Here is a 14423-nt window from a genome sequence, read left to right on the forward strand (position 1 = left end):
GCGCAGCCTCATCTCATCCACCCGATGAAGGAGGCAGCCATGAAGGCGACAACCACATCCATCCCGGTAAGCGACACCGAGCTCGCGTGCTCTGTGGTCGGCGAAGGCACCCCGCTGATCGTCGTACACGGCGCGGTCGGCCTCGGCGCGCGATACATGCGTGACCTCGACCAATGGGCCGACGCGTTCCAGCTGATCTACTACGACCAGCGCGGCAGCGGCGGTACCCCGCTGGGCGACTCCCACAAGGTCTCGTTCGCCGGAGCCATCGACGACCTGGACGAACTCCGCGCCGCGCTCGGCATCGACCGCGTCAACCTGGTCGGCCACTCCGCCGGTGCGCTCCTAGCCGCGATGTACGCCGGTACGCATCCCGAGTCCACCTCGTCGGTCGTCCTGCTCAACGCCGCCCCACCACTCATCCCCGCGTTGTTCCAGGCGTTCCAGCAGGAGATGGCCTCCCGCCGTACGCCTGCTGACAACGCGGCCAGGAAGACCATCGAGGAGTCGCCGCTGTTCCAAGCGCGTGACCCGGAAACCCTGGAGCGCCATCAGCTCAACACGTTCGCCCCGTTCTTCCGCGACCGCGCCACCATCGAGACGGTCACCCTCGGGTTCACCGAGATCACCGCGGCCAACGTGCAAGCCGCGCCCGAACGCATGATCGGATCGCTCGGCGCACTCGACCCAATGCGGAAATTCGCCGCCATCCAATGCCCCGCGCTGCTCGTCCATTCAGAGCTGGACCCGGTCCCCGTCGAATGGGCCCACGCCCTGGTCGACACAATCCCCGGCGCCGACTACGTCCTCCTAGAAGGCGCCAGCCACTTCGCCCACGTCGAGGATGCCGACCAACTGGCCAACGCCGTACTGCCCTGGCTGACCAAGCACGCGGCCTAGCGGTCGGACGCCTGCCAACTGGCGGTGAGGTCGAGAAGGCGGTGGGTCAAGTGGGTGCGGTCGGACTCGGTGCGGTAGGCGGCAAAATGGGGCCAGGCGAAGAGGAGAAGGGCGAGCTCGGCCGCGATCACCGCACGGCGTAGGGGCGCCAACTCCAGGCCGCGGCGGGTGGCGTACTCACGCAGCATCGCGTCGTACGGCAGGTCAGCACCGTCGACGCCCCCGCGAGACCACAGAAGCGCCAGATCGCCTGCCGGACTACCGACTTTCGCCACCTGCCAGTCGGCCCACACGATCCGATCGCCGTCCCGCAGGAGGTTGCCGACGTGGCAGTCGCCATGGATGAAGCTGTCCGGCATGGCACGGACAGCTTCAGCAAGAGCGTCGGGCTCCAGAAGGCAGCCGGCCGCCTCCGTCGCAGACCAATACGCCTCAGCCAGGCCCATAGACGGAGCATCAGGTCGCCCCTGGATCCAGGGATCCCCGCTGGGCACCGCCATCGAGTGCAACTCGGCCAGTTGCCTGGCAATCTCCAGCCACGCCTCCCGATCCCACTCAGCCGCCGGTACCGGAGGCGAATGGGCCGACAGCAGCAATGCCGTGTGCTCGGCGCCGTCGGCATAACGCAACAACGTCGGCGTGATGACAGGAACCTTGTTGGCGAGAGACTGGTAGAAGGCGAGTTCGCGCCTAGCGTCCAGTTGTCCCTCGCCCGCGTCGGTCACCTTGAGTACGGCGTCGCCGCCTTCGAAGCGCACGCGATAGACGCCCGCACCTGATGCGGACCCCGCCAGCTCGACAGCATCCGACGCGTCGAGCCCCAGCAGGCCGGCAGCGCGTTCAACGAGAGGCACGCGCGGCACTTTAACGGTCTTCTAGGTCGCCTTCGGTTTCCAGGAGGGCGGTGCGGAGGGTGGCGAGGGCTTCGGGGGTGGGGTCGGACCAGAGGCCTCGTTGGGCGGCTTCGAGGAGGCGTTCGGCGATGCCGTGGCGGGCCCAGGGGTTGGACTTGCGGAAGAACTCGGCCATTTCCTCGTTGGCGACGTACTCGGTGGTGAGGGTTTCGTACATCCAGTCGTCCACCACGCCCGCGGTCGCGTCGTACCCGAAGAGGTAGTCGACCGTTGCGGCCATCTCGAAGGCACCCTTGTAGCCGTGGCGCTGCATCGCCGACATCCAGCGCGGGTTCACCACTCGCGCCCGGAAGACCCGCTTCGTCTCCTCCTCCAGCGTCCGCGTCTTAACGGCAGACGGCACGGCCGAGTCGCCGATGTACGCCTTCGGGTTGGAACCGGTGAGGTGACGCACCATCGCGACCATGCCGCCGTGGTACTGGAAGTAGTCGTCCGAGTCCATGATGTCGTGCTCGCGGGTGTCGGCGTTCTTGGCCGCCACCTGGATCCGCGCATACGCCCGCTCCATCGACGGACGCGCCTCGGCACCGTCGAGGTCCTTGCCGTACGCGTACCCACCCCAGACGGCGTACACCTCGGCCAATTCGGCATCCGTACGCCAGTTTCGCGCGTCCACCAACGGCAACAGCCCAGCGCCGTACGACCCCGGCTTGGACCCGAACACCCGAGCCGTTGCCGCTCGCAACTCGTTGCCATCAGCAACATCCGCGTCGACGTGTGCCTTCAGGTAGTTGTCGTCGGCACCTTCATCGAGTGCGGCGACCGTCCGAACGGCTTCGTCCAAAAGGGAAACGACATGCGGGAAAGCGTCCCGGAAGAACCCGGAGATGCGGATCGTCACGTCCACCCGCGGCCGCCCGAGCTCTTCCAAACCAACGACCTCAAACCCGCTCACCCGACGGGAAGCCTCGTCCCAAACCGGGCGGCAGCCGAGCAGCCAAAGCACCTCGGCAAGGTCATCACCCTGCGTCCGCATGGCCGACGTACCCCAGATGGTCAAGCCCACGGACCGCGGCCACGAGCCCGTCTCAGCCTTGTGCCGGTTGAGCAGCGAATCGGCCAGCGCGACACCGACGTCCCACGCGTTCCGGCTCGGAATGGCCTTCGGATCAACGGCGTAGAAGTTCCGCCCGGTCGGCAACACGTTCACCAGACCACGCGTCGGCGAACCGGACGGACCGGCCTCGACAAAGCGCCCAGACAAGGCACGCAGTACGTTCGTCAGCTCGTCCCCAGTGCGAGCCAACCGCGGCACGACCTCCTCCGCGGCGAACCGCAGCGAGGCCTCGACCCCTTCGGACTGCAAACCGATGACCTCGGCAACAACCACCGGCACCTTGTCCGCAGACCAGCTCAACGTCTCCATCGCCACGACCAGTTTCCGCGCGACAGACTCCAGCAGATCAACGCCATCCGCCGCCGAGACCGCGGGCAGATCCGTCAACGCAGCAAGGGCTTCCAGCGACTCCACGCGAAGGCCCGGGTTCGCCAGCAACGCCGCCTCGTCCACGCCAAAAGTGTCGCCCAGCGCCGCACGCAGACCCCGGACGGCGCCCGAACGCCCACCCCACATCTGGTTCGCGCGCAAAATCGCCAAGACCAGATTGACCCGCGCCTCGCCCTCCGGCCCACCACCGAGGATGTGCAGCCCGTCGCGAATCTGGACGTCCTTGATCTCGCACAGATACCCGTCCAGGTGCAACACGAACTCGTCGAACTCGTCGTCCCCGGGCTTCGCCTCGGTGTGCAGGTCGTGATGCAGTTGCGCGGCCTGGATCAGCGTCCAGATCTGGGCGCGCAACGTCGGCACCTTGTCCGGGTCGAGCGCCTGCACGGTCGCGTATTCGTCCAGCAGGTACTCCAGCTTCGCCATATCGCCGTACGTCTCGGCGCGCGCCATCGGCGGTACCAGGTGGTCGACGATGACGGCGTGCCCGCGGCGCTTGGCCTGCGTACCCTCACCCGGGTCGTTCACGATGAACGGGTAGACCAGCGGCAGATTTCCCAGTACGGCGTCCGGCGCGCAGTCCGCCGCCATGCCAATTCCCTTGCCTGGCAGCCATTCCAGCGTTCCGTGCTTGCCGAGATGCACGACCGCATGCGCGCCAAAACCACCGTCAGAAGGCGAATTCTCGAGCCAGCGATAAGCCGCCAGGTAGTGATGCGAAGGCGCCATCTCCGGATCGTGGTAGATCGCGACCGGATTCTCCCCGAACCCCCTGGGCGGCTGGATCATCAGGACGACGTTGCCAAACCTCAACGCCGCAAGGGCAATCGCCGGCTCCGTCCCGGAGTTATCGACGTACAACTCACCCGGCGCCTCACCCCACGCCTCGGTCATTGCCTCCCGCAACGACAAAGGCACCGCACCGAACCACTTCGCGTACGTCGAAAGCGGCACCTTCGCGACCGCGTTCGCGAGCTGCTCGTCGGTCAGCCAATCGACGTCATGCCCACCCGCCGCGATCAGCCGGTGGATCAGCCCGTCCGCGCCATCACTCCCCTGCAACGACGCGAGATCCAGATTGCCGAGGTCATACCCGGCTTCCTGCAACTGCCCCAGCAGTACGACGGCGCTGGCAGGCGTGTCGAGGCCGACCGCGTTGCCGATCCGGGCGTGCTTGGTCGGGTACGACGAGAGCACGAGCGCGAGCTTCTTGTCCTTCGGCTCGACGTGCCGCAGCCGCGCCTGCGCGACGGCGATCCCGGCGAGGCGCGCGCATCGCTCCAGGTCCGGCGCGTACGACGCGACACCCTCGGAGTCGTACGCCTTGAAGGAGAACGGGATGCTGATCAGGCGGCCGTCGAACTCCGGAATCGCGACCTGCGTGGCGGCGTCCAGCGGAGTGATCGCCGCGTCGCTCGCCTCCCACACCTCGCGCGTCGAGGTCAGCGCGAGGCCCTGGATCAACGGGATGTCCAGCGAGGCCAGCGCACCCGCGTCCCACGCGTCGTCGGCGCCACCCGCGCTCGCGTCGGCCGCGACCGTTCCGCCCGCGGCGAGCAAGGTGGTGACCAGGGTGTCGCAACGGCTCAGCAGACCGAACAGCTCGGCGTTCTCATCGGAGGACGGGTCGAGCCCGCGCAAGGTGCCGCAGTAGATCGGCAGCGCCTGCGCACCGGCGGCCTCGATCGCGTCGGCCAGGGCGTCCACGAAGGCGGTGTTGCCGCTGATCTCGTGGGCACGGTAGTACACGACGCCGATCACGGGACGCCCGTCGCTGACCAATGAACGCCCCTCGCGCACGCCGTACGTCGGCAGCGTCTGCGGCGGCTCGAACGTGTCACCGGTGAGCAGCAACGTGTCGCGCAAGAACGCGGCGAGGTTCGCCAGGTTGGCCGAACCGCCTTCGCGCAAGTAGGCGAGCGCCTCGGTCACCGCACCGGCAGGCACGGTCGACATCGACATCAGCTCGGCGTCGGGAGCGGCCTCACCGCTCAGTACGACGGTGGGAATACCCGAGGAGATGACGGCATCGAGGCCCTCCTCCCAGGCGCGGCGACCGCCCAAAAGGCGGACCACTACGACCTCGATGCCGTCAAGCAGGGTGGACAGCGAGTCAAGCTCCACGCGGGCCGGGTTGGCAACACGCCAGCCCACTCCCGCCTGGGACGCCGCGAGCAGATCGGTATCCGCGGTGGAAAGCAGCAGAAGCTCAGGGGTGACCGAAGGCATGGCCGGCGTCCTTCCTCGGGGTGTCCGCGCCCCGGGTGGGCTGATCCGACGGCGGCAGTTCCTGACTCCCCCAGGTTCGGGGTCACAGTGGCGGGACCGTCCCGGACTCGCACCGGGTTCCTGCATGGCCGTCGATGACCCCCGAACTCTAGCGGACCCGCACTTGAGGCCTTGACCTCGGGGACGTCGTGCTCAACACTCCACGAAAGCGCGAAACTGCGCGTTGTGAGCTCTAATGATCAGCTTCAGGCATTCGCTGTTTACTAAAGGAGCCTTGATGAATCGTCCCGCCCGTCTGTTCATCGCAGTCCTGCTAGCGGCCGGTGGTCTCGCGGCTCCTCCGCCGGCCGCCACGGCGGCTCCCCCGAATGCGGCGCCGCCGGTCGTGCCCGCCTTGCAGCAATGGACGGGCGGCACCGGCCGGCTGATCCTCCGAGCCGACGTGCGGGTGACCGTTCGCCCGGCTGACGCGGTGGCGCTGCGCGGCGTGGCCGAGCAACTCCGCGACGACCTGCGGGAGATCACCGGCTGGACCGCGCCGATCGCCATCGACGCGAACCCCGGACGACGCGATATCGCCCTCCGCGTCGACCCCACGGCCGAGGTCGGGCCCACCCCCGTCGCCAAGAAGGAGGGATACCGACTCGATACGACGTACGGCGTGAGGATCACCAGTCGTACGTCGACCGGCGCCTTTTGGGCGACACGCAGTCTGCTCCAGATGCTGGTGCGGGAGAGCCCGGGCGAGGCGTCGGTGCCGGTCGGTAGTGCGGTCGACTGGCCGAACTACGCCGTGCGCGGGTTCATGCTCGACGTCGGGCGCCGGTGGTTCGACCAGAAGTACATCCGCGATTACGTGCGCTACATGAGCTGGTTCAAGCTCAACACCTTCCAGATCCACCTGAACGACAACGAGATCACCGCGCCGGGTGGCGACTGGTCGAAGGCGCAGTCTGCGTTCCGGCTGGCGTCGGACAATCCGCGGTTCAAGGGCCTTGCCGCCGCGGATGGCGCCTTCACCCGCAGCGACTGGAACCGGCTGGAGTCGGTGGCGGCGGATCACCACGTGACGATCGTGCCGGAGATCGATGCGCCGGCGCACGCGCGCGCGTTCATCAAGTTCGACCCGTCGCTCGGGCTGAACGGCGGCAACTCCGACCACCTCGATCTCACCAAGCCGGCCACGACGCAGTTTATGAAAGAGGTCTTCGACGAGTTCACGCCTTGGTTCAAAGGGCCGGCGGTACACGTCGGCGCTGACGAGTACCCCCGCGAGTACGAGCCGGAGTACCGCAACTACTTCAACGACATCACCGCGCACGTTCGTGGTCTCGGCAAGACCGCGTCGGCGTGGGGCAGCTTCTCGGTGATGGCGGGTAGCGCCGACGGCTACGACCGCGACGTGACGATCAACTCGTGGAACAACGGCTGGTACGGCCCGAAGGCGGCCGTGGCCGACGGCTATCCGCTGATCAACACGAACGACGCGCTGCTCTACATCGTGCCGTTCGCGAACTACTACCACGGTCGCGGACTGGACGGCCGCTGGCTGTTCGACAACTGGCAGCCGCACGTATTCGCCGGCGGCCAGACCGTCAGCCCCGACGAGCCGTTGTTGCGTGGCGCGATGTCGGCGGTCTGGAACGACCTCGTGAATGCCGACTACGACGAGCTGGACGTACACGGTCTCGTCGAACCGACCTTCGGCGTACTCGCGCAGAAGATGTGGCGTGGCGTCGAAGCCGGGTTGTCCCACGAGGCGTTCATGAAGCGGGTATCCGCGATCGGCGTTGGTCCCGGGCCGGAGATGATCGGGACCACGTTGCCGGCGGCCGGTGATCCTCGGCTCGGCGTGACGATCGGCAGCGTGGCACCACTCGCGGCGGGTGAGTCGACCACCTTGTCGGCGACCGTGACCAACCGCAGCGGCTCGACGCTGACCCGCGTGCAGCCGGCGCTTTCGCTCACCGCTGAAGGAGTGAGCGCGACTCCGTTGGCCGTCTCCGATGGCGATCTGGACCCGGGCGAATCGGCGGTGTGGAGTTGGCGGCTCAGCGCCGCTCGGACCGCGCCGAGCGCCAGCGCGCCCGCCGTACTGCAGGTGACCGCGTCACACCGCGGGATCGAACTGCGGGCCAGGAACCAGACGTCCGTCCGGACCGTGCCACCCGCGCCGGAAGGCACCCAACACCTGTCCTTCACGGCGACGGCCAGCGCGTCATCCGTCGAGGCTGGGCTCGACCGACTGGCCGCCCGGCACGTGAACGACGGCGACCTGACGACGCGTTGGGCGTCCGGTTATACCGATGCCGAATGGCTCCAGCTCGAGCTTGCCCAACCGGCCCGGGTCTCGTCGGCGCGGCTGTTCTGGGAGTCGGCGTGCGCGTCGTCGTACAAGATCCAGGTGTCGAATGACGGGACCACCTGGACTGACGCGGCCACGGTCGGTACGTCGACGTGCAAGGACGACACGGTCACACTGCAGGCGCCGGATCCGGTCAAGTTCGTCCGGATGCAAGGCGGCAAGCGGGCGACGACGTGGGGCTACTCCCTCTACGAGCTATGGCTGTTCGGAACGCCCTGAGCGTAGTGCCGCGCTAGGAGGTCGTGGCCCCAGTCGTTGCGGAGGTCGCGCCAGACCGAGTGGATGTGGTTGGCGTCGTCCTGGGTGTTGTCGTACTCCAGCAGGAACGTCGGTCCCGCGATCGAGTAGTAATGACCTTCGCCTGGTTTCGGGCTGCCCGCCCAGGCGAAGGTCAGCCGCTCGACGCCGGCCTCGGTGATGTCGTGCCACGCGCGCTGGGCGATCGGCTCGGCCGCGCGGCCGACGTACTGGTCGACCAACCGGGTGAACAGCTCGCGCTGATCCGCCTCGAGGTTGCCGTACGCCAAACCCTTGTGCAGCAGGCCCGGATCGGCGACCGGATCGTACCGGGTGAGGATGTCGCGCGGCGCCACCGAGGACACGATCGCGAGCTCTCGCTGGCCTGGTTCGAGGGCGGAGAGCAGGTCGCGCGCGAGCCACTCCTCCGGCGCGAGAAAACGCCGGCCGGTGTGCGGCCCGTCCAGGATCGTGGCCGGCTCCGAACCGAAGAAGTGCGGCGTGATCGACACCCCGTCGTCGGTGATCGTCTGGTGCACCGCGAGGTGGTGCCCGTTGATCCGCCACGCCCACGGGCCGTCTGACGGATCGCCGAGGATGCGCAGGAAGTAGCGCTGATCGTCGTACGGATCGATGGTCGAACCAGGGACAGCCTGCGGCAGGTTCCGCCGGATGGCCTCCGCGGCCATCACCCCGCACGCGTCGGCCAGGCCGCGCGCGCTCGACGCGAGCTCGACCAGCCGCATCGCGAGCGCCCGCTGACCGACGCTCATCTCCCCCAGCGTCAGCCCGGGTCGCGCGCCCGGAAGATACGTCCACTCGAGTCTGTCGTCGGTGTCGAACGGCGCACGGATCGTCTCGACCTGCGCCGGCTCGAGTGCCGCCAGCAACGCCAGCGCGGCCTCCCGCAGACTGTCCCTCATCCCAAACCTCCCGAGTCTCGACGTACCCCGGAAAGGTACTTCGCCACTCAGGTCATTTCATCGTGTCAGGCCCTGACGAATGCGCCGGACTCGATCGGCAGGCCTGCTTCCACCCAGTCCTGAATGCCTTCGCGGTACTTGCGGACGTTCGTGTAACCGGCCGCGGCCAGCAGGTTCGCGACGTTCTGGCTGTTCCCGCAGGCGATGTTCGAGCAGTAGGTGACGATCGGTGCGCTCTTATCCGGCAGCAGGCTCGACGCCTGCACCGCGACATCGGCCTCGACGAGTGGCAACGCCCCGGGCAGGTGCTGCTGCTCGTAGTACATCCCTCCCAGCGCGTCGATCACGGTGACGGCTCCTGCGTTTATGGCCGCTTTGAGTTCCTCGCGGCTGATCAGCTCGGTCATTGCTGTGCCCCTCTCGCTAGTTGTGTGCGTGCGCACGCAATAGTAGCAATGCGTGCGTGCGCACACAACTTCGGCTAGGGTTCGACCATGGCCTCACGTAAGAAGCTCGCCGCCGACGCCTGGGGCGCCTTGCTGCAAGTACATGCCGCACTCGTCCCCACCCTGGACAAGGCGATCCATGGCCAGACTGGCCTGCCGCTCTCCTGGTACGACGTACTGCTCGAGCTGGCTGCCGAACCCCAGGGCCGCCTGCGGATGAGCGACCTCGCTGAACGAGTCGTGCTCAGCCGAACCCGGGTCAGCCGTCTCGTTGACGACCTAGTCGCCCGCGGCCTCATCACCAAGGAAGGCCACCCCGACGACCGGCGCTCGGCCTACGCGGTCATCACCCCAGCAGGCCGGTCCGAATTCCGCGCGGCAGCCCCGGTCTACGTCCGCGCGATCGAGACCCAATTCGCGTCAAACCTCACCGATGACGACCTCACACAGCTAGCCGGCATCCTCCACAAAATCCAGAAGCCTTAGAGCCAGGCGGAGCGTTCTCGCGGGGTGGGGGTGTGGTCGCACCACTGGGCGAAGGGGCGGTCTAGTTTGTAGCGGTAGTCCGGCTGGCGGATCAGGACGCGGGTTTCGGCGTTGTCGGGGTTGGACAGCGTTTCGAAGAAGCGGACCGACCAGTGGAACCAGCGCATGCAGAACAGCCGCATGGTCAGCCCGTGCGAGACGAGCAGGATGTTGCGCGGCGCGTCCGGGCTCTCGAAATCGCGATGCATCGTCTCGAGGAACGTCGACACCCGGTCGTACACGTCGGCCCCGGATTCGCCGTCCGTGAACCGGTAGAAGAAATGGCCGTACGAGTTGCGCAGTTCCTTCTGGCGGAGGATGTCCGCGGTGTCCTGGTAGTTGGCCCAGTCCTGTTCGCGCAGTCGCGGCTCTTCCCGGACGGTCTCGAGCAGGTCGTCGATGCCGAGGCCTTCGAGGGTTTGCAAGGCGCGCAGGTACGGCGAGACGTAGACCCGGACCGGCTGGCCATCGAACAGTTCGCGGAGTTCGGTGCCGGTCTTGGCGACCTGGTCCCAGCCGTGCGGCGTGAGCGGGATGGCGTGATCGGGCACGGTCTCGAAGATGCGCTTGTCGAGGTTGGCCTCGGACTCGCCGTGCCGGACCAGCGCGATCCGCAACGGCCGCTTGCTCAACCCCATCGGTTCTCCCGTCGTCCTAGTGACAGGACCACGGCGGCGGCGGTCGCCGCAATCGCGACGCGCCGGGCCAGGTCGGCCGTACGGCGGATATCGGGTACGCCGGGGCGCGGGCCGTCGCCGAGCGTGCCCCGATCCTCGACCTCGTCGCCATAGGTGTTCGACCCGCCCAGGCGAAGCCCGAGCGCACCCGCGAACGACGCCTCGACCGGGCCGGCGTTCGGGCTCGGATGACCGGGCGCGTCCCGCCGCCAAATCCGTAGGGCTTCGGCTGGTTGGCCGGCGGTCAAGCCGGTGAGTACGGCGCAGGCCCGGGCCGGGAGGTAGTTCGCGAGATCGTCGAGCCGTGCCGAGGCCCAGCCGAAGTTCCGGTACTTCGCCGAGCGGTAGCCGACCATCGCGTCCAGCGTGTTCACGGCGCGATAGCCGACGAGCCCTGGTACGCCGAGGGCGCCGCCCCAGAGCAAGGGCGCTACGCAGGCGTCGGAGGTGTTCTCGGCGATCGACTCGACCGTTGCCCGGGCCAACTCGTCCGGGCCGAGGTCTGTCGCGTCACGGCTGCAGAGATGGCTCAACCGGTTACGAGCACCTGGGATGTCGTCGGCCTCTAGGCGAGACGCCATCACCTCAGCCTCGCGCTCAAGACTGCGACCGCCTAAGACGGCCCAAGTCGCCACAGCTGTCGCTAGCGCTTGCGCGACTGGATGGCGGCTAGCGAACTTCTCGACGGCAATACCGGCAGCAGTGGCCGTACCAACCAGCACGAGCGTGTACGCCGTACCAGCCGCGCGCGAGTCGGCGTACATCCTGGTCTCCAGCGCAGCCGCGGCTTGCCCATACCCGGCGACCGGGTGATACCGCCGCGGATCCCCGAGCAGCCGGTCCGCCACAAACCCGAGCGTGAGCCCAATCCCCCGCGCCACCAACACCCGACGCAGTCTGCCATCCCCCTCTTCTGTTGCATTCATCGGTCGGCGTTTTCCATCGTGGGCAAAGCCCAGGCGGAGGTGGGTGGGGATATGCGAGGGTGGCGGGTATGAGGATTACGGAACTGCTCGAGGGTGTGGCCGGGGCTGGGGAGTTCGGGGTCTGGCTCGGGCGGCTGGATGGCACGGCGGTTTTGGCGTACGACGCGGAGCGGACGCATTACGCGGCGAGCACGATGAAACTGCCGGTGGCGATCGCGATGATGCGCGAGGTGGAGGCGGGCCGGCTCGACCTGGATCAGGCGCTGACCGTGCACAACGACTTCCCGTCGGCGGGCGGCGGGCGGTTCGGGCTGAGCGAGGCGAACGACGACTCGAAGACCGTCTGGCAGGAGATGGGCAACGAGGTCACCCTGCGCTGGGTCGCGACGAACATGATCACCGTGTCGGGAAATCTCGCCACAGATCTCGTGCTCGACCTGGTCGGCATCGACAAGGCGAACGCCGTGCTGGCCGAGTTCGGCTCGGGCCGGAGCGCGATCCGCCGCTGCATCGACGACGTCCGTGCCCGGGATGCCGGTATCAACAACGAGATGAGCGCAGCCGATCTTGCCGCCGTACTAGTGGCCGTCGGCAACGACAAGGCGGCCTCGGCCGAGTCCTGCGCGTACGTCCGCGACCTACTCGCCGCCAACGAGTGGAACGACGAGATCCCGAAACTGCTGCCCGCCGGCACGCGGGTGGAGCACAAGAACGGCTGGGACGATCGCGTCCGCCATGACGGCGGCATCGTGCGCCCGGCCGACGCGGACCCGTTCGTACTGTCCGTCTGCACGAGCTCCTCATTGCCGGACGAAACAGCCCAGGCCCTCATCGCCGATATCGCCGCGGAGGTCTTCGCGCACCGGCACGACCTGACGGCGGTCCGGTGAAGATCCGCACGCATCTCGTCTCGGCTCGCCTGCACACGCCGTTCGTCACCGCGCTGCGGACGGCGACCCACGCGGACTCGCTACTGGTCGAGATCGCATCCGAAGACCTCACCGGTTGGGGCGAAGCGCCGCAGGTCTGGAAAGTGACGGGCGAATCGCTCGCCGGCGCCCAGGCCTGCGTCGAGGGACCGATCACGGCCGCGCTCAAAGGCCTCGGCCCGGACGACCTGACCGAGGCCCTGCGCCGCATCCAGAACGCCGCCACCGGCAACTTCGGCGCCAAGGCCGCGGTCGACGTCGCGCTGCACGACCTCGCCGCGCGACGTACCGGCCAAACCCTGCAGGGATTCCTGGGATCGACCGTCTCGACTGTGCGGACGGACGTGACCTTGTCCGCCGGCGATGCGGACAGCCTGGCGGTGGCCGCGAAAGCGCGGATCGCGGACGGCTTCGACGTACTCAAGCTCAAGGTCGGTACGGGCGATGGGCCGGCCGACTTCGCCCGGGTCCAGCGGGTCCGCGAAGCCGTCGGCCCCGAACCGCTGATCCGGCTCGACGCGAACCAGGGCTGGACCGCCCGCGACGCCGTACGGGCCATCCGCTCGATGGAGGACGCCGGGCTCGACATCGAACTGGTCGAACAACCCGTGCCCGCGGCCGACCTCGAAGGCATGGCCTGGATCACCGACCGCGTCAGTACGCCGATCCTCGCGGACGAGTCGGTCTTCGGCGTACGCGATCTGGTGGCGGTGATCCGGCATCGCGCGGCTGACATGGTGAACGTGAAGCTCGCCAAGTGCGGCGGCCTCGGCCCGGCGCGCACCTTGCTCGAACTGGCCCGCGCCCACGGCCTCGGCACGGTCGTCGGCTCGATGATGGAAGGCCAGGTCGGTGTCGGCGCGGCCGCCGCGCTGGTCGCGGCGTACCCGACGACGGCCGTCAGCGATCTCGACGCCGCCTGGTGGCTGGCCGAGCCCGCGGTCGTCGGCGGCATCAGTTACGACGGCCGCGACATTCGCTTACCAGGGGTACCTGGCCTCGGCGTGTCAGGCTTGGCGGTATGAAGCTTGCCGCCGTCAAGGTCCCGGTCAGCACCGTGTGGACCTCTCCCGAAGCCCCGCGCGATCTCGACGCCCTGGCCATCGCGGCCACGCCCGATGTCGCCACCTGGACCGCCTCGATGGACACCGGGGTGCGGCTCGGCCTGCACGGTCGTACGTTGACCCAGGCCCTGTACGCCGAACCCGTGCTGATCCGGTCCGAGCGCGACGGGTGGTCCGAGATCATCGCGCCTTGGCAGCCCTCGTCGAGCGACGCCCTCGGTTATCCCGGCTGGCTGCCGACGAGTCACCTCGGCGAGCTCCCGACCGCGGCGTCCGACCCGGTCGCGGTCACCGTACCGCTGACGCAGTTGACCGCCGAGCCGGGTGGTGCGCCCGTGCTGGAGTTGTCGTTCGGCACGATCCTGGCCTCGACCGAGCACGCCGACGGGTACACGCGAGTGGCGTTGCCCGACGGCGGTTCCGGCTGGTTGGCGGACAAGGACCTACGCGTGGTGAGCGATCCGGCGGACAACGTGGAGCGGTTGCGCCTGGGCTCGCAGTTTCTCGGGTTGCAGTACTTGTGGGGCGGTACGTCGGCCTACGGGCTGGACTGTTCCGGCCTGGTGCATGCGGTGCACCGGGTGCTCGGACTGCGCACGCCTCGCGACGCGCACGACCAGTGCGCAGCGCTAGACAAAGTCGCGGTCGACCAGGCCCAGCCGGGCGACCTCTACTTCTTCGCCCGGCCAGGTCAGACCGTTCACCACGTCGGCTTCGTCTCCCCCGCCGGCATGTTGCACGCCTCGGAGACCGGCAAGGTCCTGGAAGACGAGGCACTCGCTGAGGACCGTCTCGGCACCCTGGTCGCCGCCGGCCGCCTCTAACGCCTAGCGGCCATCGC

General features: G+C 68.0%; 12 protein-coding genes and 1 riboswitch. Of the genes, 6 read left to right on the forward strand and 6 right to left on the reverse strand.

Annotated elements, in window-relative coordinates; all coding sequences use genetic code 11:
* Positions 1-39: 39 nt before the first annotated feature.
* Positions 40-900, forward strand: coding sequence for an alpha/beta fold hydrolase (locus OG394_RS09590; RefSeq protein ID WP_328994738.1), 861 nt, complete (start codon positions 40-42; stop codon positions 898-900).
* Here OG394_RS09590 and OG394_RS09595 read toward each other — a convergent pair.
* Positions 897-1754: an aminoglycoside phosphotransferase family protein gene (locus OG394_RS09595; RefSeq protein ID WP_328994739.1), complete on the reverse strand. Its 858-nt coding sequence runs from the start codon at positions 1752-1754 to the stop codon at positions 897-899. The genes OG394_RS09590 and OG394_RS09595 overlap by 4 nt on opposite strands.
* 10 nt (positions 1755-1764) lie before the next feature.
* Positions 1765-5490 (reverse strand): cobaltochelatase subunit CobN, encoded by a 3726-nt coding sequence (gene cobN, locus OG394_RS09600; RefSeq protein WP_328994740.1) that lies wholly within the window; start codon positions 5488-5490, stop codon positions 1765-1767.
* Between the two features lie 35 nt (positions 5491-5525).
* Positions 5526-5656: riboswitch (cobalamin riboswitch) on the reverse strand.
* A gap of 111 nt (positions 5657-5767) precedes the next feature.
* On the opposite strand from cobN, the gene OG394_RS09605 reads away from it, so the two are divergent.
* The gene (locus OG394_RS09605; protein WP_328994741.1) at positions 5768-8074 is read left to right on the forward strand and encodes a family 20 glycosylhydrolase; all 2307 of its coding nucleotides are present in this window, start codon (positions 5768-5770) and stop codon (positions 8072-8074) included.
* On the opposite strand, the gene OG394_RS09610 is transcribed toward OG394_RS09605, so the two are convergent.
* Together OG394_RS09610 and OG394_RS09615 are read right to left on the reverse strand one after the other, a co-directional pair.
* On the reverse strand, positions 8044-9015 hold the full coding sequence (locus OG394_RS09610; RefSeq protein ID WP_328994742.1) for a DUF3500 domain-containing protein: 972 nt from the start codon (positions 9013-9015) through the stop codon (positions 8044-8046). The two genes, OG394_RS09605 and OG394_RS09610, sit on opposite strands and share 31 nt — an antisense overlap.
* 65 nt (positions 9016-9080) lie before the next feature.
* Positions 9081-9422: a rhodanese-like domain-containing protein gene (locus OG394_RS09615; RefSeq protein WP_328994744.1), complete on the reverse strand. Its 342-nt coding sequence runs from the start codon at positions 9420-9422 to the stop codon at positions 9081-9083.
* Positions 9423-9509: 87 nt separating this feature from the next.
* Here OG394_RS09615 and OG394_RS09620 point away from each other — a divergent pair, with 87 nt between their 5' ends.
* A complete protein-coding gene (locus tag OG394_RS09620; RefSeq protein ID WP_328994745.1) occupies positions 9510-9947 on the forward strand; it encodes a MarR family winged helix-turn-helix transcriptional regulator in 438 nt (145 codons plus the stop codon).
* On the opposite strand, the gene OG394_RS09625 is transcribed toward OG394_RS09620, so the two are convergent.
* Both OG394_RS09625 and OG394_RS09630 read right to left on the reverse strand, forming a co-directional pair.
* Positions 9944-10624 (reverse strand): phosphoglycerate mutase family protein, encoded by a 681-nt coding sequence (locus tag OG394_RS09625; RefSeq protein ID WP_328994747.1) that lies wholly within the window; start codon positions 10622-10624, stop codon positions 9944-9946. The two genes, OG394_RS09620 and OG394_RS09625, sit on opposite strands and share 4 nt — an antisense overlap.
* Complete coding sequence (locus OG394_RS09630; RefSeq protein WP_328994748.1) at positions 10615-11550, reverse strand: cobalamin biosynthesis protein; 936 nt, start codon at positions 11548-11550, stop codon at positions 10615-10617. The genes OG394_RS09625 and OG394_RS09630 overlap by 10 nt, the downstream gene beginning before the upstream one ends.
* 107 nt (positions 11551-11657) lie before the next feature.
* On the opposite strand from OG394_RS09630, the gene OG394_RS09635 reads away from it, so the two are divergent.
* From OG394_RS09635 to OG394_RS09645, 3 genes are read left to right on the forward strand one after another with little or no spacing between them, the layout of a single operon-like run.
* Positions 11658-12479: a serine hydrolase gene (locus OG394_RS09635; RefSeq protein WP_328994750.1), complete on the forward strand. Its 822-nt coding sequence runs from the start codon at positions 11658-11660 to the stop codon at positions 12477-12479.
* Positions 12476-13543 carry a mandelate racemase/muconate lactonizing enzyme family protein gene (locus OG394_RS09640; RefSeq protein WP_328994752.1) on the forward strand — a complete coding sequence of 356 codons (1068 nt, stop codon included), beginning with the start codon at positions 12476-12478 and terminating at the stop codon, positions 13541-13543. The genes OG394_RS09635 and OG394_RS09640 overlap by 4 nt, the downstream gene beginning before the upstream one ends.
* Positions 13540-14406 (forward strand): C40 family peptidase, encoded by an 867-nt coding sequence (locus OG394_RS09645; protein WP_328994753.1) that lies wholly within the window; start codon positions 13540-13542, stop codon positions 14404-14406. Before OG394_RS09640 ends, OG394_RS09645 begins: the two co-directional genes overlap by 4 nt.
* The last annotated feature ends 17 nt before the right edge of the window (positions 14407-14423 follow it).

This window comes from Kribbella sp. NBC_01245 (assembly GCF_036226525.1).
Taxonomy (GTDB): Bacteria; Actinomycetota; Actinomycetes; order Propionibacteriales; family Kribbellaceae; genus Kribbella.

Bases quoted from the DNA above. Each gene is read 5' to 3' on its own strand.
- OG394_RS09620 (WP_328994745.1), top strand. From the start codon at position 9,510: ATGGCCTCACGTAAGAAGCTCGCCGCCGACGCCTGGGGCGCCTTGCTG.
- OG394_RS09645 (WP_328994753.1), top strand. From the start codon at position 13,540: ATGAAGCTTGCCGCCGTCAAGGTCCCGGTCAGCACCGTGTGGACCTCT.
- OG394_RS09625 (WP_328994747.1), bottom strand. From the start codon at position 10,624: ATGGGGTTGAGCAAGCGGCCGTTGCGGATCGCGCTGGTCCGGCACGGC.
- OG394_RS09605 (WP_328994741.1), top strand. From the start codon at position 5,768: ATGAATCGTCCCGCCCGTCTGTTCATCGCAGTCCTGCTAGCGGCCGGT.
- OG394_RS09615 (WP_328994744.1), bottom strand. From the start codon at position 9,422: ATGACCGAGCTGATCAGCCGCGAGGAACTCAAAGCGGCCATAAACGCA.
- OG394_RS09635 (WP_328994750.1), top strand. From the start codon at position 11,658: ATGAGGATTACGGAACTGCTCGAGGGTGTGGCCGGGGCTGGGGAGTTC.
- cobN (WP_328994740.1), bottom strand. From the start codon at position 5,490: ATGCCTTCGGTCACCCCTGAGCTTCTGCTGCTTTCCACCGCGGATACC.
- OG394_RS09610 (WP_328994742.1), bottom strand. From the start codon at position 9,015: ATGAGGGACAGTCTGCGGGAGGCCGCGCTGGCGTTGCTGGCGGCACTC.
- OG394_RS09590 (WP_328994738.1), top strand. From the start codon at position 40: ATGAAGGCGACAACCACATCCATCCCGGTAAGCGACACCGAGCTCGCG.